Source organism: Vibrio hepatarius (assembly GCF_001274785.1).
GTDB classification, from domain to species: domain Bacteria; phylum Pseudomonadota; class Gammaproteobacteria; order Enterobacterales; family Vibrionaceae; genus Vibrio; species Vibrio hepatarius.
On the sequence record NZ_LHPI01000019.1, the window covers coordinates 72320 to 95496 of the forward strand.

The window sequence follows — 23177 nt, forward strand, 5'->3', positions numbered from 1 at the left end:
CTGACAATCTCAGGGGCGTTTTTTATAAGGAGAAGTCAATGAGTACCGACAATACCTGCGCTTGGGCAATGAACCATGAGTTAGAACGTGCGTACCACGATGCAGAATGGGGCGTACCTGTTTATGACGATCAAGTTCTGTTTGAATTTATTACTTTGGAAGGTGCTCAAGCCGGCTTAAGCTGGATCACCATTTTGAAAAAGCGGGAAGGCTACCGCGCAGCATTTGAAAACTATGACTTGGAGAAGTTGGTGAATTTCGGTGAACAGGACGTCGAGCGCATTATCGAACAGTTTGACGTGGTGAAACACCGTGGGAAAATTGCCTCGGTATTTAGCAATGCTCAAGCTGCAAAAGCGCTAATTGAAGAATACGGCAGTCTTTCTAAAGCGCTTTGGCAATTTGTTGACGGCAAACCTATTGTCAACCAATGGACTGAGATGAGCCAAGTCCCTGCCTCAACCGAGCAATCTAAAGCCTTGAGTAAATTCTTAAAGAAAAAGGGCTTTAAGTTCGTTGGTGAGACTATTTGTTATGCGTTTATGCAAGCGGTCGGCATGGTCGACGACCACCTTGTCGGGTGCCCGAAAAAACAACAGGCATAGTTTATTAAACAAAAATCCCCGCTCTATTAAGCGGGGATTTTTATCGTTTAATCGATAATCGAGCGATAACTACGCGGTGGTTTCTTTCTCTAGAATTAACGCATTGTAGCGAGCAAAGCCTTGCTCTAAATCGGCAATCAAATCGTCTACATCTTCAAGGCCAACGTGAATACGGAGTAGCGTGCCTTCAAAGTTAGGGTTTGCGACGGTACGTAGACTGTTGAAACTCTTTGGCTCGTTCGCCAGAATCAAGCTCTCAAAGCCTCCCCAAGAATAGCCCATGCTGAAGTGTTGCATGCCGTCGAGTAGCGCGGTGGTCGCGCGCGGGTAACTCGTCTTCAATACAAATGAGAACAAGCCGTTACCGCCAGTAAAATCACGTTTAAAGAACTGGTGACCTGGACAGCTTTCTAGTGCAGGGTGGCGAACATGATCTACTTCTGGGCGAGATTGAAGCCACTCGGCCACTTTAAGACTGTTCTCAGCATGCTGACGCAGGCGAACATCCAAAGTACGGATACCACGTAAACCCAAGTACGCATCATCAGGCGAAACGCATTGCCCCATTAAGTAACTCTGCTCGCGCAATTGATCCCAGTATTTTTCACTCGCAACTGCTGTTCCTAACATGACATCTGAGTGACCGACGATGTACTTCGTCGCTGCTTGAATAGAAATGTCTACGCCATGGTCAAACGGAGAGAAGTTGACGCCTGCTGCCCAAGTATTATCGAGCATGACGATGATACCGTGGTCGTGGGCGATACTGGCCAAAGTTGGCACGTCTTGCACTTCCATGGTGATAGAACCTGGCGATTCTAAAAATAGCACTTTGGTGTTTGGCTTAATCAGCTCTTGAATGCCTTCTCCAATCACTGGGTCGTAGTAGGTAGTCTCAACCCCTAACTTCTTCAGAATTTGGTCACAGAAGTCTCGGGTTGGCTCGTAACAGGTATCCACCATTAAGATGTGATCGCCTGTTTCAACAAATGAAAGGATGGCATTGGAGATCGCAGCCGTACCACAAGGGTAGAGTGCGCAGCCTGCGCCACCTTCGATCTCTGTCATCGCGTCTTGGAATGCGAAGTGAGTGGTGGTGCCTCGGCGTCCGTAGAAAAGGGTTTTGTTGGTGCGATTTACACCTGCGTGATGCTTCTCGGCAACGGTGTTAAACACCACCGTCGATGCGCGTTGCACAGGCGGGTTGACGACTCCATTCGTCCATTTTTTATCTCGACCTGCGGTAATGTATTTGGTTTTCTTGCCTTCCGACATCTGAAGTCCTTATCAAAAAGTGTGTTGCCCCTATTTAAAACATGGCAACACATTATTATCAAGGCCCTAAAGAAGCGGATTGAACAAGTAAAACACCCGCTCGAGGAATCGAGAGTACATCGAACGCTTATGCCACTCTTTAAGTTTGACCTTATGCGAGGCGTCCATGTAGCTCTTTTGTAGCCAGTACATCTCTTTAGTAAAGGCTTCATCATCAATGGCAAGCGTCAATTCAAAATTGAGCCATAAGCTACGCATGTCCATATTTACCGTTCCCACCAAACAGAACTGTTCGTCAATCACGACCGACTTAGTGTGTAGCAAGCCGCCGTAGAACTCATAAATCTCAACACCTGCTTCCATTAATTCGGTATAGAAAGAACGCGAAGCCCATTGCACCATTATCGAGTCGTTTTTCAGTGGGATAATCAGCTCAACCTTAATCCCCCGTTGCGCGGTCATCTTCAGGGTTTCTAGCAGATCCGCACTTGGTACAAAGTAAGGGGTAGTAATGCACACCGATTTGTTGGCCTGATTGATCGCCAGAGTCAGTACCTGAGAGATCAAATGCTCAGGCATACCCGGACCAGATGGCACGACTTGAACCGGATGCTGGGGCTCATTGGGGTCAATGCGGCACTCAGGAAGCTGAGGCATTGTTCGAGACCCGGTTTCGACTTCCCAATCCCAGCAGTGAATCGCTGAAAGTACGTTTACCGTTGGGCCAGTAACACGCACCATAATATCGACCCACTGACCAACGCCCGAACTTTGCTTAAAGTAAGCAGGATCGACGAGGTTCATCGAACCTGTATAGCCGACTTTGTCGTCAATAACGATGATCTTACGGTGTTGGCGTAAGTCGAGTCGACGCAGGAAAATACGCCAAGGGCTAACTTCAAGAGCCTGAAGAACCTCGATACCGGATTCTTTCATCATGGTGTACCACTGACTTCTGAAAAAGCGTGGACTCCCTGCTGAATCGAGCAGTAATTTAACGTCGACACCTCGTTTGGCCGCGCGAATAAGCGCTGAGGCCACAGAATCTGCCAGTCCGCCTGGATGCCAAATATAAAAGACCATACGAATGTGCGACTTGGCATTTTCGATGTCTTCAATGATCGAGTGAAGAATGTCGTCTGGTGAGCTTTGTAACGAAAGGGTGTTGCCACTCAGTGCAGGCAAGCCTAATCGGTTGTTGCACAATTCATCAATACGATAGATATGACGACCAAAGCTCTCTGGGCTATGGGCATGACAATCATTGAGTTTTGCGAACCACTCGGCAAACGGAGCCAACATCTCTTTTGCACGTTCAGCACGTGTGCGACCTAAATTCAGTTCGCCAAACAAGAAGTAGCAAGCTACACCGACAACGGGCAGGATATAGATGATCATTAGCCAAGCGAGTGACACACTAACAGCACGACGTTTAAGTACGACGCGAATCGTGACACCAGCAACCAAGACCCAGTACAAGACGATGCTTGCGATTGTTAGAAAGTGATAAAACTTGTCCATTCAGTTACCTAGGAGCAATAGCGCCACTTAATAGTACATGCCACATGCGCATAGCGACAAGGAATAGCGTAGTCAGGTGTGGGAATATGCAACGAAAAGTTAAAAACAGTTAGCTAATCGTAAACGGCAGGCAAAAGAGTAGGCTGCTGAGCAAAAAAGCAGCATTTAAACATATTATTTACAATTATGTCGAAAAAATATACTGAGCGCTCTTCCAATTTTAATCCTAAACTGATTTACTTGCTATAACGTTAGCGTCACTCAAAATTCTAATAAGTGTAAAAAAATAAATACACTCTACTTTTAAAGACGTCTAACCGAAGCATACACAACATATAAAACTAGTTTAATGGAGTAACCGTGGCTACAACTACAAGTTCAAAGCCCCGTGATACGTGGGGGTCTAAATTAGGCTTCGTAATGGCTGCAGCAGGTTCTGCTGTTGGTTTGGGCAACATTTGGAAGTTTCCATATACGGCGGGTGAGAGCGGCGGCGGCGCGTTCGTTGCAATCTACCTATTCTTTGTAATTTTCATCGGCTTTAGCGTGATGCTCACTGAGTTCACTATTGGCCGTAAGACAGGTCTTTCTGCAGTTGGTGCATTTAAGTCAACGGATCGTCGCTGGACGTTTACCGGTGTCATGGGTGTTGCCAGTGGCCTACTGATTATGGGTTTCTACCCTGTAGTTGGTGGCTGGGCTGTAGCGTATATTTTTAAAGTGGGCGGTGGTCTTCTGAGCACGCCTGAAGCCATTGGCGACAGCTTTGGCGGGTTCATTTCTGACCCTGTTCAGCCGCTAATGTGGATGGGTCTATACCTATTCCTTAACGTACTTATCGTAATGAAAGGTATCTCTGGTGGTATCGAGAAAGCGGGTAAGATCCTTATGCCGCTACTGTTCCTGATTCTGATTATCGTGTCAGTGAAAGGTTTGATGCTACCAGGCGCGACCGCGGGCTTAGAATTCCTATTTATGCCTGACTTCTCTAAAGTTGACAGTACGGTTGTACTTGCGGCTCTTGGACAAGCGTTCTTCTCTCTAAGTCTGGGTATGGGCTGTATGATGACTTACGGTTCTTACTTGAAGAAGAAAGAGAACCTAGTTCAAACCACGGGTATGGTTACTGCGATGGATACTGGTGTAGCGATTCTAGCGGGTCTAGCGATGTTCCCTGCGATGTTTGCATTTGGCATGGAACCAGCAGCAGGTCCTGGCCTAGTATTCGTGGTTGTTCCTCAGCTATTTGCTGAAATGGGCGGCATCATTGGTCTATTGCTAGCGCTACTGTTCTTTATCGGCCTAAGTGTTGCGGCACTAACATCTTCAGTATCGCTACTTGAAGTTGTGGTTTCGTACTTGATCGATGAGAAAGGCATGAAGCGTTCAACAGCGGTTGTGGCAGCAAGCTCAGTTATGGCGGCGCTATGTATCTTCGCTTCGCTATCACTTGGCGGCGTTGGTCCTCAACTATTCGGTACAGGCGCGTTTGATATCTTCGACCTACTAACAGACAAGATTTTCCTTGCTGTTGGCGGTATGTTGGTATGTATCTTTGCTGGTTGGCGCTTAAGTCGCGCAGACCTAGAGAAAGAAATCACCAACGATGGCGAAGTCTCTTTCCCACTATTTGGTCTTTGGTACAACCTAGTTAAGTACGTAATTCCAGTAGCAATTGCAGTCGTTGCATTCATGGGTATTAAGTCTGGTTTCGATAGCGGTAAAGGCGAAATCATGATGCTAGGTATCGCAATCATTGCACTAACGGGTATCTTCTCGAAGAAACTCTAAGCTGAATCAAAAGCATACTAAAGCGGGAGCTCGCAAGGGTTCCCGCTTTTTTTGTGCATTTTTCGCACTGACCTTTTTAGATTAATTGAGCGTTTTTACATAAATTTAATTGTAATGTGATTTATGTCACATAAAATATGCACGCAATGTAAGGGGTTATTCCCAACCCCGTATGAAATCACGAGCAATAACTTCAGATACTGAGAAGTTAATTAAGCACATAATTTAAAAAGGAACCTAGACGGTGAGAATGTCAGTTCGCAAAAAATTGTATACGAGTTTCGGTGCCATATTAGCAACAATGCTAGTGATGATTGGGATTATTACCGTAGAAGTGGTCAATTCGCATACTATCGCGGAAGAATTGAGAACCGATGATGTCCCTGAAACCGTTGGCTATATGGCTTTGATTGATGAGTCGGGTGACATTTACCGAGATGCAGTGGGCATCATTATCAATACCAGTGGCGCATCCAGCGAATATGGTGCAAACAAAGAGCAGTTTTCAATTGCGCTCGAAGAGGTTAAACGCCTAGAGACTGTCGGTGGCGAAGATTACCGTAACATTGAAAAGATCGAGCGTTACATGAATACCTTTATCGACGCGTTTGAAAGCCAAATTTTACCTAATGTCAGTGACGCAAACCTACGAGACAACGTAGAACACGTTCGACAATTGTATGAAGCAAACCTAGCACCGATCGAAGATATGCTGAATGCAGCAACGACCGATGGCCGCCAAGGTACGCAAGAAGCATTATTAGAGCTCACAGACTCTTTTAACGATATTGAATACTCCATCTACACTCTTGGCAGTGTTGCGTTTATTGCGACTCTAGTGATCGCTTATTTGCTGTCTAATTCTATTACTGGCCGTCTAACCGCGCTTGATTCCTTGGCGCAACGTGTGGCGGAAGGTGACCTAACGGCAGAGCCAATTAAAGATGACTCTGGCGATGAGCTTTCGAATCTCGCTAGCTCTTTAAACCAGATGCAGTCTTCGCTAACCAGTCTGATTGGTTCAATTTCGGTGGTATCGGATGAAGTGAAATCAGTGACTGGTGAGCTTTCCGTGATGAGCCAAGACATCGTATCTGGTGCGAGTAGTCAGGCCGATAAAGCCAACTTAATTGCGACCGCAGCAGAAGAGCTCAGCTTGACCATTGCTCAAGTGGCAGAGCAGGGCGCTTCAACGTTTGAAGAAGCACGCAGCTCAGAGGCGACAGCAGAGCAGGGTCGTGGCGTTATCGTTGAGATGGTGCAAAGCATTCAGCAGGTCTCTCAACAAATGGCAGATATGTCCGTGCAGATGAACAGCCTAGGTGCGCACGGTGAAAAGATTGGTGCGGTAATTAAAGTGATCGAAGATATCGCGGAACAAACTAACTTGTTGGCACTCAACGCGGCAATCGAAGCGGCGCGTGCTGGTGAGTTTGGTCGAGGATTCGCTGTTGTCGCAGACGAAGTTCGCGCGCTAGCCGAGAGAACCACCAAAGCGACCCAAGAAGTGGGTGAGATTATCCATGCAATCCAAGTGGGCACCAACGAAGCGGTAAGTTACACCGAAGATGGCTGCCGTCTAGTGGAAATTGGTGTTGAACAGAGCTCCGGTGCAGTGACGTCACTTGAAGAAATTGTCGCGGGCGCGGGTAATGTTCAAGGAATGGTGAACTCGATTGCCACCGCCGCAGAAGAGCAAACCGCGGTGACGAAAGAGATCGCGGCTGACATTACTTCTATCAGTGACATCTCGGTACGCTCACTACAGTTGGCGACGGATAGTTCGCAAAGCGTTGAAGGGCTAAACCATAAAGTGCAAGAACTTGAAAGCTTAGTCGGCAAGTTTAAGCTCGCCTAATCGCTTAGAATCGGTATACTTCTGGCTCCAAACGTGGAGCCAGTTTTTTATGTTCACAATTCTACATACGCATCCAGACTTTCTGATCATCAACAAACACCCCAACGTCTCTGTTCATAAAGACGATGGAGATACGATGTTGCTACAAGAAGTGGCAATGCAATCGGGTGACGAAAAGCTCTATCTTATCCATCGACTGGATAAAATGACTTCGGGGATTTTGTTGCTCGGAAGAACAGCGAAGGCCGCGAGTGAATTGTCTCAAGCGTTTGCTGATCGCCAAGTAGATAAGTTCTATCTGGCGATTGGCAGTAAGAAACCCAAGAAAAAGCAAGGCCTGATCAGTGGGGATATGGAACGCTCTCGACGCGCGTCGTGGAAACTACTCAACAGCCAAAACAATCCAGCCGTGACGCAATTTTTCTCAGCCGCTGCGGAGCCCGGTGAACGACTGTTTCTTTGTAAGCCCCACACTGGGAAAACTCACCAAATTCGCGTTGCACTGAAATCGATTGGCTCAGCGATTGTTGGCGATCCGATTTATAACAGTGCTAGCCAAGCCGACCGCGGTTATCTCCATGCGTTTGCACTCTCATTCCCATTTCAAAATGAGATCTTTCGCTTTGTCTGTGACCCGAGAAATGACTCAAAAATGGGTGAGAAATGGAATCAAGAGACAGTCAGTCAAGGGATTAACGATTGGCTGACACCATGGGACATTTCGTGGCCAAAGATCAACAAATAACAGGACCCAATATGCAAGCATCGTCACTCGAACTCTTTTTTGCTAAGCTCAAGCAACAGCTTACCAACGCTCCGCATGAAGTGCGCCGTTTGTTCCATGGCCGCGGTAGAAAATATCAGGGTCTTGAGCAAATTACTTGTGATTGGGCACAGGGACAATTGCTGGTTAATCTGTTTAAACAAGCCGATGAAGCGTTCTTAGCGCAGCTAAAACAAGGCTTGCTTGAGCTTACTCAGCAGCCTGTTTGGCAGGAAGTGCAAGGCTCTGCGATTGTTCTCCAGCACCGTTACGATGACGGAGCGCCGTCGGAAGTGCTATTTGGTGAACTGAACAGTCGACCTGTAGTGGTGGAGTCGGGGCTTAAGTACCAATTGGATATCGGTCGTAACCAGAACTTTGGCCTGTTTTTAGACATGCGTTATGGCCGCGATTGGGTACGTGAACATGCCAAGCATAAAAACGTACTTAACTTGTTTGCTTACACCTGTGGTTTTTCTGTTGCAGCAATTGCTGGTGGTGCCGATTTGGTGGTTAACGTCGATATGGCTAAAGCATCTTTATCGAAAGGGCGTGACAACCACAGACTCAACGAACATAACTTGAATCAGGTGAAGTTTCTCGCTCACGATATTTTCAAATCTTGGGGCAAGATTAAAAAATCAGGGCCGTATGAGTTGATCATTATTGATCCACCTTCATTCCAAAAAGGCAGCTTTGCACTAACCAAAGACTACAAAAAGATTTTGCGTCGTTTGCCGGATTTACTTGCACCGGGTGGGCAGGTTCTAGCTTGCGTCAACTCTCCTCAAGTGGACTGTGATTTCCTTATCGATAGTATGAAAGAGGAAGCACCACAGTTAAGTTTTGTTAAGCGGCTGGAAAACCCGCCCGAGTTTGCTGACATTGATGAGCAGGCAAGTCTCAAAGTGTTGGAGTTTTGCTACTAAGATGAAAAGGCCAGTATCAACGACATACTGGCCTTTACGTTATTTGAGAGTGTGGAAGCCCGAATAAATACGGGTGAAGGTGGTGAACCAGCACGCTGCACCAAATACATAGGCTATCACGGCAAAGTGTTGCGGAAGAAGGCAGAACAAAACAAAGCACGCGATGGTTTCGGTTCCCTCGGTCAATCCACTCATGTAATACAACGACTTGTTCTGATAAACCGGATTCTCAATACCACGCTTGCCCGCCATCGTCGCAAAGGCAAGAAAACTACTGCCTGTACCGATGAACGCAAAAATCAAAAACGCGCCAGCGATAGCATTTTGCTCAGGATTTGCCAAGACAAAGCCAAACGGAATCAGTGAGTAGAAAAGGAAATCTAAACTGATATCCAGAAACCCTCCGGCGTCCGTGATACCTTGGATCCTCGCCAATGCGCCATCAAGGCCGTCGCAGATTCGATTGAGAGCAATGAACAGCAGTGCTAAACCATAGTGCTCGAAAATAAGCGCCGGAAAAGCCATGCAGCCCAATATAAAGCCAAAAACGGTGACTTGATTTGCGGTAAAGCCTGCTTTATCAAGCACCTTCGCCCCTTGAGTGAGAGGCTGGCGAATCACTTTTATACTGAGTCGATCAAGCATGTTCTGGCTCCCATGGCCAATGGATACAACGACTCCCGTCGGGAATATCATCTTCATCGTGAGTTACTAGTAGCGCAGGGATATTCGCCTGCTTTAACTGCTCGATAACCCAGCAACGAAATTGCACTCTTAACTCTTTATCGAGCTTACTATAGGGCTCATCCAACAACGCGACTTTAGGTTCGGCTAATAGCATTCGACTTAAGCTAATTCGTGCGCGTTGGCCGCCAGAAATCTGGTCAGGAAATGAGTCGGCCAGCTTAGACAATGAAAGGTGCTTCAGCGCTTGTAAGGCTTTTTCCTTTCGCTCGCTTGCTTTGATGTGGTTTGGCAATGCAAATGCTAGATTCTCCCAGATGCTCAAATGCGGAAACAACAAGTCATCTTGAAACAGAATTCCGACTTGACGCTGATGTGCAGGTAGAGCTTGCAAATCCACACCGTTTAGAGCGATCGCTCCGGTGCAGGTGAACTCCGAAGACAAATGGCCAGCAATGGCATCCAATAGGGTGGATTTACCACAACCACTTGGTCCCATTAACGTAATGATTTCGCCGTTTTCTACGGTGATATTAAGCGACGAGAACAAGGCCTCACCACTTCTTTTACGGATGGCGAGGTTTTCGAGACAAAGACTCATTAATTGATAGACCTTTAATTGTTAGTCTGCGGTATCGGCTTTGTAGTCGACTGATGGCAATCGCAAACGCAAAGAACATCAGCGGTAAAATTGCTTGCCATATTGCGTAAATCGCGGTGACACGGCGGTCAAAGCCACTTGATAATGCCACTGCTTCAGTCGTCAACGTGCTGATGCGACCTGCGCCGAGTACAAGGGTTGGCAAGTACTGCGCCAAACTGACACTAATACCCACTGCCCAAGCGAATACAACCGCTGGTAGAAGAATCGGCAGCTTCACCTTGAACCACGTATACAGTGGTGATTTCCCTAAGCTTAGCGATACGCGGGTTAAACCATCATCAAAGCCTCGCCATGGTCCATCGAGAGACAGATACACGTATGGGAAGGCGAAGAAGATGTGTGACCAACATACCCATAGCCAATAGCTATCGCTGCTCACATAGAGTGTGGCAACCTGCATGCCAAACAATATAGACAACTGCGGAACTAGCATTGGTACTGCGATAATGTAACCTGGTATTTGCCAGCGATGACGCAGGCGATACTCATGGCTGAGCAGCGCTAAAACGAGCGCTATAGAAGCACTGACTACGGCCAATAGCAAACTTTGCTCTAGGGTACTGAGGATGCTGTCCCACTCATACTGCCAAAATCGAAAACTAAAACGAGAAGGGAGTAAGCCAGGGAAGCGCCAACGCTGTGCGAAACTCCAGATAACCATCAGTGGTAGCATTACCGCAGTAACGATCGTAATCAGGCTAAATAGGCTTTTCCCCGGTAGTGACAAACCTTGTCGACCGGAATATTGCCAGCTTCGGTAGTAGCGTGTAACCAGCCATTCAATCAACCGAGAGATAGCGATGGTGATACTGGCGAGGATAAACAGCACCACGGCACCAGCTGCAGCGCGGGGTAGCAGTGAGAGGTCAGGGTCATTGAACCATCGCCATACCAATACTGCAAATGTGGGTGGGTTACTCGGACCGACGATTAATGCGACGTCAACCACCGACAAGCTGTAGGCAAGCACCGCCATCATTGGGAAGCGAAGTTTACTAAACCATTGTGGCAAAATACATTTCCACCACGTTTGTGATGAGGTGTAGCCCATCGAATGACTTACTTTTTCCAACTTATCTACGTTGAGCTGTTGCAAAATCGGTATGCTCATTAGCAGTAAGAAAGGCACTTCTTTCAGTGCTAACATCACGATCAAGCCAATCGCTTTGGGATCTCTGACTAAGCTAGCTAAGTCATTTACGCCCTGACCGCTTGGATCATAATCAAAGAGGCTTGCTAGTAGACGTACACCCATGCCTGTTGGCGCAAATAGAAAAGCAAACCCGATCGCAAACGCGACATGAGGCATCGCAAGCAGCGGTGATAATGCCAGCTCAATCTTGCGCCAAAATCGTGTTCCCCAAGCGGATTGGAGTACAGCGAAAGTGATTAAGCAAGCCAAGTAACTACTGATGAATGCGGTGTAAAGCGTCATGCTGATTGACTGCCAAACACCGGCCCATCCGAATACTTCTCTAAAGCCATCAAAGGTAAACTGATGCAGTCCAAGAGGCGGAATATAGCCCAGCGCTGATACGACTACCCCCAGCAACCCGGGGATAGTCGGTAGAATACACACCGCAATAATGACGAGATAGAGCGCTCTTAACATTGTTGGCCTTAGTTACCGTAGCGTTTAAGCCACTCTTTCTCTAGCGCGCTTTGCCAGCTAGGGTGTGGCTCGGCAATCGACTTAAACTGCTGGGTGTTTTTCGCACTGCCCGTTAAGTATTCGCCGCTTAGTACCGATGGATCACCCCAAACATTCAGATCGCCTTTACGTGACTGAGCTTCAGGGCTCAATAAAAAGTTAATCGCCACTTGAGCACCTGCTTTGGCATTCGCATTCCAAGGGATAGCCAAGAAGTGGATATTCGATAACGCACCTTGATTCATGGCATAAGCGGTTGTGCTTTTTGCTAAATTGCCATTGGCTTGAGCTGAGTAAACCGCATTTGGGTTGAACGTGATGGCGAGGTCAATTTGGCCGTCATCAAGTAGCTGAATGGTCTCTGCTGTGCCCGCTGGAAACTGCTTGCCACCACGCCAAGCGACGGTGTGAAACTCATCTAAATAGCGCCAAAGTGGTTTGGTCACAAGTTCAAAGTTATCTTCAGAAACGGGTTGCTGCAACGCTTGATCATTGCCTGTCAGTTCGATTAACAGCGCCTTCAAAAAGCTGGTGCCGTGAAACTCTGGTGGACGAGGGTAGGTTAGGCGGTTAGGAAACGCTTTGGCATAGCTTAGCATTTCAGAAAAGGATTCTGGTGGGTTGTTCAGCGTCATTTTGTCGTGAATAAACACTAGCTGACCGACACCCCATGGGGCTTCAAGACCGTTTGTTGGTTCTGAAAAGTCGACATCCACTGGCAGTGTCTTATCAACGTATTGCCAGCTAGGTAACTGCTCAACGAAAGGCCCAAACAGCAACTGGTTATCTTTCATCGATTTAAAGTTCTCACCATTAATCCAAACCATATCGACGCTACCGCCTGTATTTTTGCCTGCTGCTTTTTCTGCGAGTAGGCGAGTGGTGGTTTCCGCGATGTCGGTTACTTTCACGTGGTTAAGCGTCACGTTATAACGGTCTTTTAGCTCTTTGCCCGCCCATTGGATGTATCGGTTGATCTCTTGGCTTCCACCCCAAGCGTGAAAATAGACGGTTTGGCCGTTAGCTTGTTGCTCTACGTCTTGCCAATTATCTGCAAAAGTGGGTGCCGAAATGGTGGCAGCCAGAATACCTATGGTGCTCAATAGCTTTTTCATGCTGTGTCCGTTTTATCTACTTATTTGAATTTAGGCTTGTACTTAGCCCTTTCCCTTACAAAGGATAGTAATTCATATTGAACGATTATCAACGTTGGATTTGATAATAGATTCAGTCAATTAACATCACTGCGGCATAGAATTATTGGAGTGGCTGGAATTCTCTTCACCGCATAACCACATGAATCACCAGACCGGAGAAGTAGAGCGTTTCTTTCATTAAGTAGAGGGTTTTCGTGCGAGAATATCGAAAGAGATGATGATTTAGGCAAGCGGTTGGATAATCTATTTGGTTGAGATAAACAAAAAGCAGCCGTTTGGCTGCTTTTTTAATTCAGAGTTATAAATGCTGAGGAATTAGTTTTTCCAGTCGCTTAACTTAAATGACAACGTGTGCACATCATTTTTCAGTGTCAACGTGTTGTCTGTTAGCATGACATCACTCCACTCAGTCAGTGTTTGCGATACCGCTTGTTCAACATCCATGATGTCGCCGATACACATCTTCATTGTCATACCCATCTTGTTGATGCGTAGTTGGTTGTTTTTTAGTTCGCTTTGACCAAAGAAGTTGTTACAGCCAGCGTTACCGTTAGCCATCATGTTTTCGCCAATTTCTAGACGAGGTGCTTTTGCTCGGCCTTCTGCTACGAACTCTTTACCATCAATGCTTACTAGCTCCCAGTTGTGGTGCTGTAGATCTTGAGCTGTAATTTGTTTCACATCTTCACCAGTGCTTGAACAAGCTGTCATCAGTACAGGTAGGGTAATTGCTGCAAGTAGCGTTTTTGGACTAAGCTTCATAATAATCAACTCCAATATGTGGATAAGGTATTGAACACTGGTTGTTGTTCAATTCAATGCATTATAGGTAATAAAACACTGTTTTTGTCAACGGAGCGTCATAGTTTGGACTAAGTCACACTGTTGAATTACTTGATAAACATTCAACGTTAGATGGCATAAAGTCGGTCATTATATCAAGGTTAGTGAGGCGAAATTGGAGCAGTTAGAGTTTTTCAACGTCCCCAGTCCTTGCGTCGGTGTCTGTACTGTCGATGAGCGAGGTTATTGTCGTGGTTGTATGCGCAACCGCGATGAGCGCTTCAATTGGCTGAATATGTCTCCTGCTCAGCAATTGCATGTCATTAAGTTATGTCGGCAGCGTTATCTTCGTAAACTGCGTAAAGGCCAGATTGATAATATCGATGGGCAAGAGCCAGAGAGTCCGCAGCAAGACCTATTTTAACGTCCAAAAGCTGCTGTAGCCTAATCATCAAAGAGAGCCTATTAGTAGACTCTCTTAGTTTGCTTACTATGCGCTATTTTAAGCCCCAATGATCGCTAACCCATCCGCCTGCGTGCTCGTCATAATGACTGCCAGAAAATCGATGATTCCGTTCTACGTTTTGTTCATTTACGGGTTTTGCGTCAATTAACCGTTGAATGTAGCTCGCCATAGGATCACCACTTTGCAGTCGTTCGTGCCGAGTTGCTACCTCTTTAATCAGTTGAAGACGGTATGAGTTGCTTGCACGTTTCATTAAGTGATCCTCCTTGGTTATGACACTAATATGAAAAGTTAGAAGCTGATTTGGTGATCGTCAACGTGGAAAAATGCCTTTACCGGTCGCAATACCCATCGAACGATTTTAGAGTGGGGACATCTATCGGGCGGCTTAAGCCTAAGCCGTTAATAAACCGAATGTTTCAATAACTAGATCTCTCGTGGAATGACACAAAAAATTCATATTCGGATTTGTTATAAACTTGAAGGCTATAACAACCTTTTGTTGGAAGGGGTTCAACAGCCACAAAAAAGCCCTGCGACGGCAGGGCTTAGAGATTAAGACTCGCAGGTTTTCTGCGTGATTAATTCGTCAATCAGCAATTGACCGCGTGAGTTACGCATTTTGATGCGGTAACTTAGACCGACCTCTAAGTTACTCTTGGTGTCTTTGTTTGTGCAGTAAGTTTGGATGCTACGCTTTAACACTTCACTAATTGGCTTCGCGCCAGGCGCATCTTGGTTGTAAACCATCATAAGCTCAATAGTGGTGCTTTTCGCTGTCGCTCTGAGTATCGAAAGAGGCCCAGCTTCAAGCGGCAACTCAGCAGCGAGTAAGCCCGCTCGGTTATCCGCGAGTAACTCTAAGTGGCGCTGCTTTTCAGCTGAAGAGGAACATCCACCAAGGATCGTACCTGCTAGCACTAGAGCACTAAGTTTTAAGTAGTTATTCATAATTAGAATACTTTTTTGAATGGCTTAACAATGACGCTTTGATAAACACCAGCTTCAATATACGGGTCAGCATCTGCCCACGCTTGTGCTTGCTCTAGTGAGTCAAATTCGGCAATAACGGTAGAGCCGGTAAAGCCTGCTTCTCCGGGATTATCTGAGTCAATGGCTGGCATTGGACCTGCGGTTAGCAAACGACCTTCATCTTGCAGTTTCTGTAGGCGCTCTAAGTGGGCAGGGCGGACACTCATGCGTTTTTCAAGTGAATTTTCAATATCTTGAGAAAAGATAACATACCACATGACTCAATTTCCTTATTTGGTATTTTCGAGAAAAAATAAGTTCTTACTGTACCGCAACACTTTAATAATAGAAGTCAATTCAAAGACAAAGTGTGAATCTTATCGTTAAACCGTGCGGATAGGGCGCGGCTTTCCTTCGGTATCAATGGCAACATAGTTAAATGTCGCTTCGCAAACTTGGTAGCGGTCTTGAATACCATCTTCCGTAACTGGCTTTACCCACACTTCTAGGTTGATCGACATTGATGTTCTACCTATCTTGGTGCATTCACCATAGCAACAAACCACGTCTCCGACACGAACCGGCTTTTTAAAAGTGATACTAGAAACGGAGACGGTAACGATACGACCTGACGAGATTTCTTTGGCTAAGATGCCGCCTGCAAGGTCCAACTGAGACATGATCCAACCACCAAAAATATCACCATTGGCGTTGGTATCTGCTGGCATGGCTAAAGTTCGAAGTAATAGTTGGCCTTTCGGCGCGCTGATTTGCTGACTCATATTCTGACACCCGTAACAAACGAAACAGCGACCAAAGCGGTCGCTGTAAGCCCTCCGCAAGGAGGGAAAATAATCACGATTGTAACAAAGTTATAGGGTTAATCGCTAGAGTCTGGTTTGCTGAGGTCTTTTGGCATGTGCTTGTAGATGTAGATACCAGTTAGCAGAGTAAAACCAAATGTCGCAGCCAGGAGGCCGAAGACTTTAAAGTTGACCCATACATCAAGTGGCAGTTCGTACGCGACATAGATATTTAGACCCGCACAGAACGAGAAGAAAGCAACCCATGCCCAAGTGACTTTGGCCCATACCGCGTCTGGCAGTGTGATCTCTTTGCCTAGCATACCTTTGATTGCTGACTTGCCGATCGCATGGCTCACCGCTAAACCAATTGCAAACACCATGTAGACGATGGTGACTTTCCATTTAATGAAATTATCGTCGTGGAGGAAGATAGTCATACCACCAAATACGGCAACCATTAGGAAGGTGATTAACTGCATTTTCTCTACTTTTTTGTACATCAAGTAGGTCACGACAACCTGAATGGCCGTCGCGACAATCAGCGCACCTGTTGCTACGTAAATGTCTTGCATCTTATATAAGGCAAAGAAGATTATCAGCGGGATAAAGTCGATCAGTTGTTTCATTAAAAATATCTTGTAGTAATCAAATTGCTCTCAGTCTAACCAAATCAAACCGGAAGACAAAGGGCTTAGTGACAATCTGAAACAACTCAGTAGTAAACTTGCTTGAAATGCAAATAGTTATGAGTTGATTCGAAAGGTGTGGATGCAATGAATTTGACTATACGACGCTTTCGGCTGAGAAGACCGATTCTAGAGTCGAATTAAGCGCATCTTTGGTGGCTGGTTTAGACAAACGCCCGTCCATCAACTCGCCGATTTTAGCCAGATCTTCTTCAGCGGCTTCGCCTGAAAGCGCAATAATCGGGATGGCAGGGAACGACTTCTTAATGATTTCCGCCGCTTCAAAACCATCCATTACTGGCATCTGAATGTCCATAAAGATTAGGTCAATCGGGTTGTTTTGAATAATCTCAATCGCCACTTTACCGTTGTTGGCAAGAACTACTCCGTAGCCCAATTGTTCGAGATAAAGTTTAACTAGGGCGCGTTGCACTTCTTTGTCATCAACTACCAAAATCATCTGGTTTTTGCTCACAGGTGCTTGTTTGCTTGATGAAGTGACAACAGGTTGTACTGGCGATGCTGGTGTCTCTATTTGTTCACGTTGAACATTCGCTAAACTGATATTGCTGATTGGGAAGGCGAGAACAAATTCGGTGTAGTGACCTTCTTGAGAAAAACAGCGTATAGAACCACCAAACGACTTCATAACGCGTTTACAGTAACCTAAGCCCAAGCCACTACCACCACTTTTATTATGACTAAAGAAGTCATCAAAAATGCGAGCAAGCAGCACTTCGGGAATGCCCGGGCCCGTATCACGAACAATGATCTTATTCTCGAACTCGTCGGCTTCGGTACGAATTTCAACTGTACTTTCAGGGAAAGAATCAAAGTAATAGACCGCGTTGCGCAGCAGGTTAAACATCACGAAGTTAAACAAGGTCTCATTGATGTTGGCGACAAAGTCGTGCTCTAAATGAACATGCACACGTTGCGCGTCTGATTCTTTGTCAAAGCCATATAAAGTGACCGCGTTTTGAATAGTGGTTCTCATCGAAATAGGCTCAACCGGCTCTAACTCCAATGAAGACGAGTTGACTTCACGCAGAATGATGTCGATTAACTGACGACCACGAGTAATCGCGTGTTTGCCTTTGACGACATGCTGCGAGAGCTGATGGTACGGTGCGGAATTGGCTAAGTTCTCGCTCAATGATTCAAATTCAAGTTGAACTTGTGCAAGCGGGTTTCTCATCTCATGAGCGATGGAGTTTGCCAGCGCTTGTGCTTGTCGCAGCTTCTGATCGTAGTTGATGTGAACCTGAACTTTTTTCAGTACGCGCTCAAGTGCTTTGAGCTCCTCATAAGAGAATGTCACGCCAGCCAGTTTATGGCTTGAAACCAACACGTGAGACAGTTTGTTTTTACTCTCGTAAATTGGCAACACCAGCGCAGATTGAGTTTGGTGCATGCTACTGTGCAACTCTGAAAGTTCTTCAGTCGTTGATTGTTCAAGTTTGTCTTCCAGCTCATCAAGCACGAGAGGTGTAGAGTTAGTTTCAAAGTAGCTACGGAATTTACTCGCACCTTGATAATCATCAAGCAGTTTCAGTTTATCGCTTGGTACGCCTAAGTATTGGGCGAGAGTGTCCATTGCTGCAGTGGGTGAGTACTGAAACTGGCTCTCCAATCGCGCGATTTTGTCGGTAGGAGAGAGCGCATTACCATACAACACATAGTTGACCAGTACTTTAAGTCTTTTAAAGCAGAGTGGCCAAGTCACACCAACAAACATTGATGTCGCTAAAATCGACATCGTGGTGACCACAAAGTAGCGATCTAATAGCAAGATAAGCCCTGTGTAAACGGTCGCAGTGAGAGTCACGGTTAGCGAGACTGCACACATGTGGCGCAGGCTATAAAAGCGCGACGCCAGGATCGCGTAGCCCATGAAGATCATTTCGCTGATTGAGAGCGCTGGTGGCAACCAAGTAAGCGAGAAATCGTTAAACACATAGGTGAAGCCAAGTTGTATCACCGCCGTAGAGCACATGAAAATCGTCATACCGAGAATCATGTAGTTGATTCGTGTGCGGCGGATTCGACTGGCGCTCCCACGAATCGAGAACAAGTTGATAAACGATAAAACAACCAGCACGGTCAGGCCTAAGAAAAACGGTTTAGTGTATTCACCAAAATCGAGCACAAATTGGCTAGGCCCATCGATTGATACGCCTTTAATGGTTAAATCTGGTAGCAAGTTCCATGTTAGGCAGAGCAGAATGGTCGCATTGGAGATAAAACTCTGAATGAAAAACGGCTTGGTTTGTGTGTAATGAGTTTTCAGTTTGACGGTAAAGAAATACGCCGAGCTAAATGCAAGCAGCGCAGAGAGGTTTGCCACTAAAGCCATAATCTTGGCTGAATGCTCACCAAACTCGACCAAGTATCCGGTGTGGAAATACGCATTACTCATAATCCAAACGAACAGGCCAAACGTGTAACTGATGTAGTAGCTGTAAGACTTGATACTTTTGGAACCGTATTGGCGGTTCATTGAGGTACAGAAATACCCCGCCCAAACGAAAACGAGTATTCCCGTGAGGATAAGAACGATAGCTTTAGGGTAAAGCAGGTGCTCAAGTAGTGAATTAAGCATGATTCACTCCCTGCTGTTTTTGGCTTCTCTGTTTCATTTGAGTAAAGGCGAGAGATTTGTAACGTTTGAAATCACAACGGGTCAGTTCTTCGTTAAGGCGTGGAATCACCCACAGGCCTTTATGAGTTGGGTTTTCGGAACCAGAAATATGGTTGTAAACCAAAGGACAAAAGGCGTCATTAGGCAGACTGGCATAAAACTGAATCATCAATGGTTGCTCGATAACAACGAACGCTAATTGTAAACTGCGTTCAACGAGTCTTTGCATCAACCGCTTTTGCGATAGGTACAAATAGAAAAGCTTCTGAGCGGTGGTTCCGCTAACGGTAAGGCGAATAATCTCACAACAAGCTTGCTGATTAGACATATTCTGCCACAACCAAGTGTCGAGGTGTTTCACGTTGCTATTGTCTATGTTCTTGGTCGAGTTTAACAGCTTTCTTTCTTGCAAAACTCGCAAAGGCTGTTGCGACGTTGACGTGCTCCATTGTGACGTCTGGAAAAAAGGCGAGAAGTAAAGCCACTCGTAGGCAGTATGGTGTGGATTTACTCTCGCACTGGAGACAAGGATAGGGTAGTCGCTACCACTTGGTTTGGCAGTTAAAAGAAAATGCGTGCCACAAGCGGAAAGCTCAAGGTGATTAAGCACTTCATACCAACGCTGTTGTAGGACAAAGGTCGATAAATTGATCATCATGATCGCATCTGGCAGAGTCACTGGCTTGGAATAATGCAAAGTATAATAAAGCTGCATAGATGACTGCACATCGTCAACCAGCTCGTCCTGATAGATTTGCTCGTCCAGTGACAGCAGAGGCTGAAACTGGTCAACCGTTTCCGTTTCGATACTTTCGCTGCTCAGTTGATTGTACTTACGCATCAGCTTCCATAGTAGGAAGTAACACCATGCTTCAGCCCAATTATTAAATAAGCTAAGTGCAGAATGTTCCAGCTTTGACCAGAGTGTTGGCCAGTGGCTAGGGTGGCTGCGCAATGAGTGTTGGAAAGCAAGAGAGTTAATTTGATAGGCGATCGTTTCATTCGCCATGTCTGGATAGCGGGCATGAAAAACCTTCAAACGATCCGTAAGGACTTGTTTGAAAAAGGAGTGACTGTCTGTACCAAACTGATGATGAATTTCAGTAAATAAGGCGACCGCGCTTTGAGAGGTATTCGCATCCATGTAAGCGCTTTTCTCAATCCATGCCATTTGACGAAATTTGTGTTTATTATTTTCTCCTAATACTAGGTTGATCGATTGAATACGCAAATGATTTTATAAAAAATCCCATTAAGCTCACTAATATTGTCGCATAGGCAGCAAATACGACGGGGGAGTATGTTTACTCAACCACGTTCTTATGAGCGTGTTCACAGCTTGAATTGAGCGACTAATCAGCCTAACCAACTGATTTAAAGGCAAATGCGATCAATAAATGACGATTCAGTCCAAAGTTTAGATTTTTATATCGATAAATTTGTCAATTTGGCTTAATTTACTGAAATTTAAAGCTAAAACTTGGTTGTTTAGTGATGAAATAGCGTTGCAACAACGCGAAATTACGCATGTTTTCGCTATAAATCTTATACATTAAATAAAAAAGTTGGCGAAAATCATAACGTTGGCATACACTTTCCAAAGTACGGCTGATATGTTGTTGATTGGCCTGCGAAAGTTCAGGTGTCACCTGTCTGGTGGCAAGGTTTAACACAGCTTTGAGGAAAGTTTTATGGCGCTCACAAAGGCCGATTTGGCTGAGAACCTGTTTGAGCAGCACGGATTCAGCAAGCGGGATGCCAAGGAAACGGTTGAGGCGTTTTTCGAAGAGATTCGTAAAGCACTAGAAAGTGGCGAACAGGTAAAACTGTCTGGCTTTGGTAATTTCGATCTCCGTGATAAAAATGAACGCCCTGGTCGAAACCCAAAAACTGGTGAAGACATTCCTATCAGTGCTCGACGTGTAGTTACCTTCCGTCCTGGTCAAAAACTGAAAGCACGTGTAGAGAACATTAAAGTTAACGATTAATGCTGCTTTTAAGCTTTAATCTGAAGGTCTACTTGACGATTCAGCTTTAGACTACAAAAAAACACCCAAGTCATGCTTGGGTGTTTGTGTTTCTGGACTGTGTTAATCACGCTTCCAAAGAATGTGACAGAATTTATTTTCTGGGTCTCGGCTTACCAGTAGGCGAGCAAAGACATCATCCAGCACATCATCTTCTTCGTTAACTAAACCAACGCGAACTTCTGCATAGATTTCCTTATCTACTTCAAACCCCACGTGACCGTTCCAGTCATCGCCTGTTTCAACCAGCTCTGCAGCTCCGCGTTCTTCAAACTGTGCAGTAAAGATGATCACGTCTGCAGCTTCTAGATTGTCCGGTGCCATCTCTAGAAAGATGTCGTAAGCGGTGTCGATGGTGTCGTCGTAAGAAATCAAATCAGACATAATTAAGCGCGGCTCATGTATTTTCGTTCAGTAGTATTGATGATGATACGGTCACCCGTTGCAATGTACTCAGGTACTTGAACAGTCAGGCCAGTAGCAAAACGTGCAGGTTTTGTACGAGCAGACGCTGACGCACCTTTGATTGATGGATCCGTCTCTTCGATTACAAGTTCAACAGAAGCAGGTAGTTCGATGCCTACAGCAGTGCCGTTTACTAGGATGATGTGCAAGCCTTGAATATCTTCAGTGATGAAAAGTAAATCGTCTTCAATTTCTTCTTTCTTGAACGTGTATTGAGTGTAATCTTCGTTGTCCATGAAGATGTACTCGTCACCGTCTACGTAAGAGAATGAAGAAGCGCGTTTGAACATGTCAACGGTTTCTAGTACGTCGTCAGACTTGAAACGTTCGTCAACACGAGCGCCTGTCGATAGGTCAGTACAGCGTAGCTTGTAGATTTTTGCGCCGCCACGGCCGCCTGGAGTCGTTACTTCGATATCTTTGATTAGTAGTGTTTTACCATTAGATTCAATGGCAAAACCTTTTTTCAGCTCACTTGCCTTAGGCATGAACGTCTTCCTTTGTATGGTATTAAATCAGGGCATTATATACCTAGGTGTAATCAGAAGGAATATCTTGATTCGTACTCAGTGCTGAGAGAACATAAGCAGATTCGTAATATCTGCATTCATGGCTAAATGTCTCTTTCTACTATCGATCCCAAGCAACCTTTCCAGTCGCAGTACCAACCTGCCATCGATGATCTTTTGCGTTTTTTAAAAGGAGGTTTGGGTGCAAATCTTCATAGCGTCTATCTTTATGGTAGTGTTGCGCGCAAAGTTGCTCAGCCGGGGAAATCGAATTTAGACGTTATCGTTGTGACGAACCAATCGTTTTCTGACTCGCGCACGGCGCTATTGAACTCGATTAAGTGGCGTTTTCAAAAAAGTTATCCGTTTATCACTGAAGTTTCATTTAAATGCGCTTTGGTGAGTGAAATCGCGAGCTTGGAGAGTATTTTTTCATGGGGATTCCAGCTTCGTCATTGTGCGGTGTGTGTTTTTGGCGAAGACTTGTCACAGTGCTTTGGGGATTACGAGCCGAGTTGGGAAATTGCCAAACACTGGAATATGGACGTTGAAGATTGGATAGCGGTCTATCGCTATCGAATTGTGAAAGCGGATAAGGACACGGAGCAAATTAAAGCGCAGAAAATCATCGCAAAGAAGTTGCTCAGAGCTAGCTACTCTCTCGTTATGTACCGAGACAAGCAATGGTTTGACGATCCGATTGAATGTGGTCAGCAGTTTTTGCGTTACTACCCAGAGAAGAAAATCGAGATAGAACGTTTAGGTATCTTGTTGTCTGGTCGCCTTATCGCCAAGCGTTCAGTTATTGGTATCCTCGATGGGTATGGAGACTGGTTGGTAACCCAGTACAAAAAGACAGAATTCAAAATAGGCTAAGTTACCGAAATCTAGTTGTTTTTTTACTCACTTAATTATCAGTTGTGC

At 45.6% G+C, this 23177-nt stretch carries 24 protein-coding genes; 8 read left to right on the plus strand and 16 right to left on the minus strand.

Annotation, left to right across the window (positions count from 1 at the left end; translation table 11 throughout):
• Positions 1-38: 38 nt before the first annotated feature.
• Positions 39-605 carry a DNA-3-methyladenine glycosylase I gene (locus AKJ31_RS17260; RefSeq protein WP_053410321.1) on the plus strand — a complete coding sequence of 189 codons (567 nt, stop codon included), beginning with the start codon at positions 39-41 and terminating at the stop codon, positions 603-605.
• 69 nt (positions 606-674) lie between these two features.
• Here the strand turns inward: AKJ31_RS17260 and AKJ31_RS17265 are convergent, their stop codons facing one another.
• On the minus strand, positions 675-1880 hold the full coding sequence (locus AKJ31_RS17265; RefSeq protein ID WP_053410322.1) for a cystathionine beta-lyase: 1206 nt from the start codon (positions 1878-1880) through the stop codon (positions 675-677).
• 66 nt (positions 1881-1946) lie between these two features.
• Entirely contained in the window at positions 1947-3401 is a 1455-nt protein-coding gene (cls, locus tag AKJ31_RS17270; RefSeq protein WP_053410323.1) for a cardiolipin synthase, read from the minus strand.
• Positions 3402-3761: 360 nt separating this feature from the next.
• Between cls and AKJ31_RS17275 the strand changes: the two genes are divergently transcribed.
• The 4 genes from AKJ31_RS17275 to AKJ31_RS17290 all read left to right on the plus strand — a co-directional run bounded on the left by AKJ31_RS17275 (position 3762) and on the right by AKJ31_RS17290 (position 8742).
• Positions 3762-5192, plus strand: coding sequence for a sodium-dependent transporter (locus AKJ31_RS17275; protein ID WP_053410324.1), 1431 nt, complete (start codon positions 3762-3764; stop codon positions 5190-5192).
• A gap of 244 nt (positions 5193-5436) precedes the next feature.
• Positions 5437-7050 (plus strand): methyl-accepting chemotaxis protein, encoded by a 1614-nt coding sequence (locus tag AKJ31_RS17280; protein ID WP_053410325.1) that lies wholly within the window; start codon positions 5437-5439, stop codon positions 7048-7050.
• 49 nt (positions 7051-7099) lie between these two features.
• Positions 7100-7795, plus strand: coding sequence for a TIGR01621 family pseudouridine synthase (locus AKJ31_RS17285; RefSeq protein WP_053410326.1), 696 nt, complete (start codon positions 7100-7102; stop codon positions 7793-7795).
• 11 nt (positions 7796-7806) lie between these two features.
• Positions 7807-8742, plus strand: a complete 936-nt coding sequence (locus tag AKJ31_RS17290; protein ID WP_053410327.1) for a class I SAM-dependent methyltransferase — start codon at positions 7807-7809, stop codon at positions 8740-8742.
• A 39-nt stretch (positions 8743-8781) separates the two neighbouring features.
• On the opposite strand, the gene AKJ31_RS17295 is transcribed toward AKJ31_RS17290, so the two are convergent.
• The 5 genes from AKJ31_RS17295 to AKJ31_RS17315 form a co-directional block, all read right to left on the minus strand.
• Positions 8782-9387, minus strand: a complete 606-nt coding sequence (locus AKJ31_RS17295; RefSeq protein WP_053410328.1) for a CDP-alcohol phosphatidyltransferase family protein — start codon at positions 9385-9387, stop codon at positions 8782-8784.
• Positions 9380-10027: an ATP-binding cassette domain-containing protein gene (locus AKJ31_RS17300; protein ID WP_053410329.1), complete on the minus strand. Its 648-nt coding sequence runs from the start codon at positions 10025-10027 to the stop codon at positions 9380-9382. The genes AKJ31_RS17295 and AKJ31_RS17300 overlap by 8 nt, the downstream gene beginning before the upstream one ends.
• The gene (locus AKJ31_RS17305) at positions 9993-11702 is read right to left on the minus strand and encodes an ABC transporter permease (RefSeq protein ID WP_053410330.1); all 1710 of its coding nucleotides are present in this window, start codon (positions 11700-11702) and stop codon (positions 9993-9995) included. The genes AKJ31_RS17300 and AKJ31_RS17305 overlap by 35 nt, the downstream gene beginning before the upstream one ends.
• A gap of 8 nt (positions 11703-11710) precedes the next feature.
• Positions 11711-12856, minus strand: a complete 1146-nt coding sequence (locus tag AKJ31_RS17310) for an ABC transporter substrate-binding protein (RefSeq protein ID WP_053410331.1) — start codon at positions 12854-12856, stop codon at positions 11711-11713.
• Between the two features lie 357 nt (positions 12857-13213).
• The gene (locus AKJ31_RS17315; RefSeq protein WP_053410332.1) at positions 13214-13660 is read right to left on the minus strand and encodes an META domain-containing protein; all 447 of its coding nucleotides are present in this window, start codon (positions 13658-13660) and stop codon (positions 13214-13216) included.
• A 196-nt stretch (positions 13661-13856) separates the two neighbouring features.
• Here AKJ31_RS17315 and AKJ31_RS17320 point away from each other — a divergent pair, with 196 nt between their 5' ends.
• Positions 13857-14105: a DUF1289 domain-containing protein gene (locus AKJ31_RS17320; protein ID WP_053410333.1), complete on the plus strand. Its 249-nt coding sequence runs from the start codon at positions 13857-13859 to the stop codon at positions 14103-14105.
• Between the two features lie 73 nt (positions 14106-14178).
• On the opposite strand, the gene AKJ31_RS17325 is transcribed toward AKJ31_RS17320, so the two are convergent.
• The 7 genes from AKJ31_RS17325 to AKJ31_RS17355 all read right to left on the minus strand — a co-directional run bounded on the left by AKJ31_RS17325 (position 14179) and on the right by AKJ31_RS17355 (position 20396).
• Positions 14179-14400, minus strand: a complete 222-nt coding sequence (locus tag AKJ31_RS17325; RefSeq protein WP_053410334.1) for a hypothetical protein — start codon at positions 14398-14400, stop codon at positions 14179-14181.
• A gap of 302 nt (positions 14401-14702) precedes the next feature.
• On the minus strand, positions 14703-15098 hold the full coding sequence (locus AKJ31_RS17330) for a GspS/AspS pilotin family protein (RefSeq protein ID WP_053410335.1): 396 nt from the start codon (positions 15096-15098) through the stop codon (positions 14703-14705).
• A 2-nt stretch (positions 15099-15100) separates the two neighbouring features.
• Entirely contained in the window at positions 15101-15397 is a 297-nt protein-coding gene (locus AKJ31_RS17335; RefSeq protein ID WP_053410336.1) for a YciI family protein, read from the minus strand.
• A 105-nt stretch (positions 15398-15502) separates the two neighbouring features.
• Positions 15503-15901 carry an acyl-CoA thioester hydrolase YciA gene (yciA, locus tag AKJ31_RS17340; protein ID WP_053410337.1) on the minus strand — a complete coding sequence of 133 codons (399 nt, stop codon included), beginning with the start codon at positions 15899-15901 and terminating at the stop codon, positions 15503-15505.
• 98 nt (positions 15902-15999) lie between these two features.
• Positions 16000-16551 (minus strand): septation protein A, encoded by a 552-nt coding sequence (locus tag AKJ31_RS17345; RefSeq protein ID WP_053410338.1) that lies wholly within the window; start codon positions 16549-16551, stop codon positions 16000-16002.
• A gap of 157 nt (positions 16552-16708) precedes the next feature.
• Positions 16709-19213 (minus strand): hybrid sensor histidine kinase/response regulator, encoded by a 2505-nt coding sequence (locus AKJ31_RS17350; RefSeq protein ID WP_053410339.1) that lies wholly within the window; start codon positions 19211-19213, stop codon positions 16709-16711.
• The gene (locus tag AKJ31_RS17355; protein WP_157052384.1) at positions 19206-20396 is read right to left on the minus strand and encodes an acyl-homoserine-lactone synthase; all 1191 of its coding nucleotides are present in this window, start codon (positions 20394-20396) and stop codon (positions 19206-19208) included. Before AKJ31_RS17355 ends, AKJ31_RS17350 begins: the two co-directional genes overlap by 8 nt.
• A gap of 547 nt (positions 20397-20943) precedes the next feature.
• Here AKJ31_RS17355 and ihfA point away from each other — a divergent pair.
• Positions 20944-21240 (plus strand): integration host factor subunit alpha, encoded by a 297-nt coding sequence (gene ihfA, locus AKJ31_RS17360; RefSeq protein ID WP_053410341.1) that lies wholly within the window; start codon positions 20944-20946, stop codon positions 21238-21240.
• A gap of 102 nt (positions 21241-21342) precedes the next feature.
• Here ihfA and AKJ31_RS17365 read toward each other — a convergent pair whose 3' ends face one another.
• Both AKJ31_RS17365 and yeiP read right to left on the minus strand, forming a co-directional pair.
• Positions 21343-21663 carry an HI1450 family dsDNA-mimic protein gene (locus tag AKJ31_RS17365; protein WP_053410342.1) on the minus strand — a complete coding sequence of 107 codons (321 nt, stop codon included), beginning with the start codon at positions 21661-21663 and terminating at the stop codon, positions 21343-21345.
• 2 nt (positions 21664-21665) lie between these two features.
• Complete coding sequence (gene yeiP, locus AKJ31_RS17370; protein WP_053410343.1) at positions 21666-22232, minus strand: elongation factor P-like protein YeiP; 567 nt, start codon at positions 22230-22232, stop codon at positions 21666-21668.
• A 129-nt stretch (positions 22233-22361) separates the two neighbouring features.
• Here yeiP and AKJ31_RS17375 point away from each other — a divergent pair, with 129 nt between their 5' ends.
• The gene (locus tag AKJ31_RS17375; RefSeq protein WP_053410344.1) at positions 22362-23129 is read left to right on the plus strand and encodes a nucleotidyltransferase domain-containing protein; all 768 of its coding nucleotides are present in this window, start codon (positions 22362-22364) and stop codon (positions 23127-23129) included.
• Positions 23130-23177: the final 48 nt, after the last annotated feature.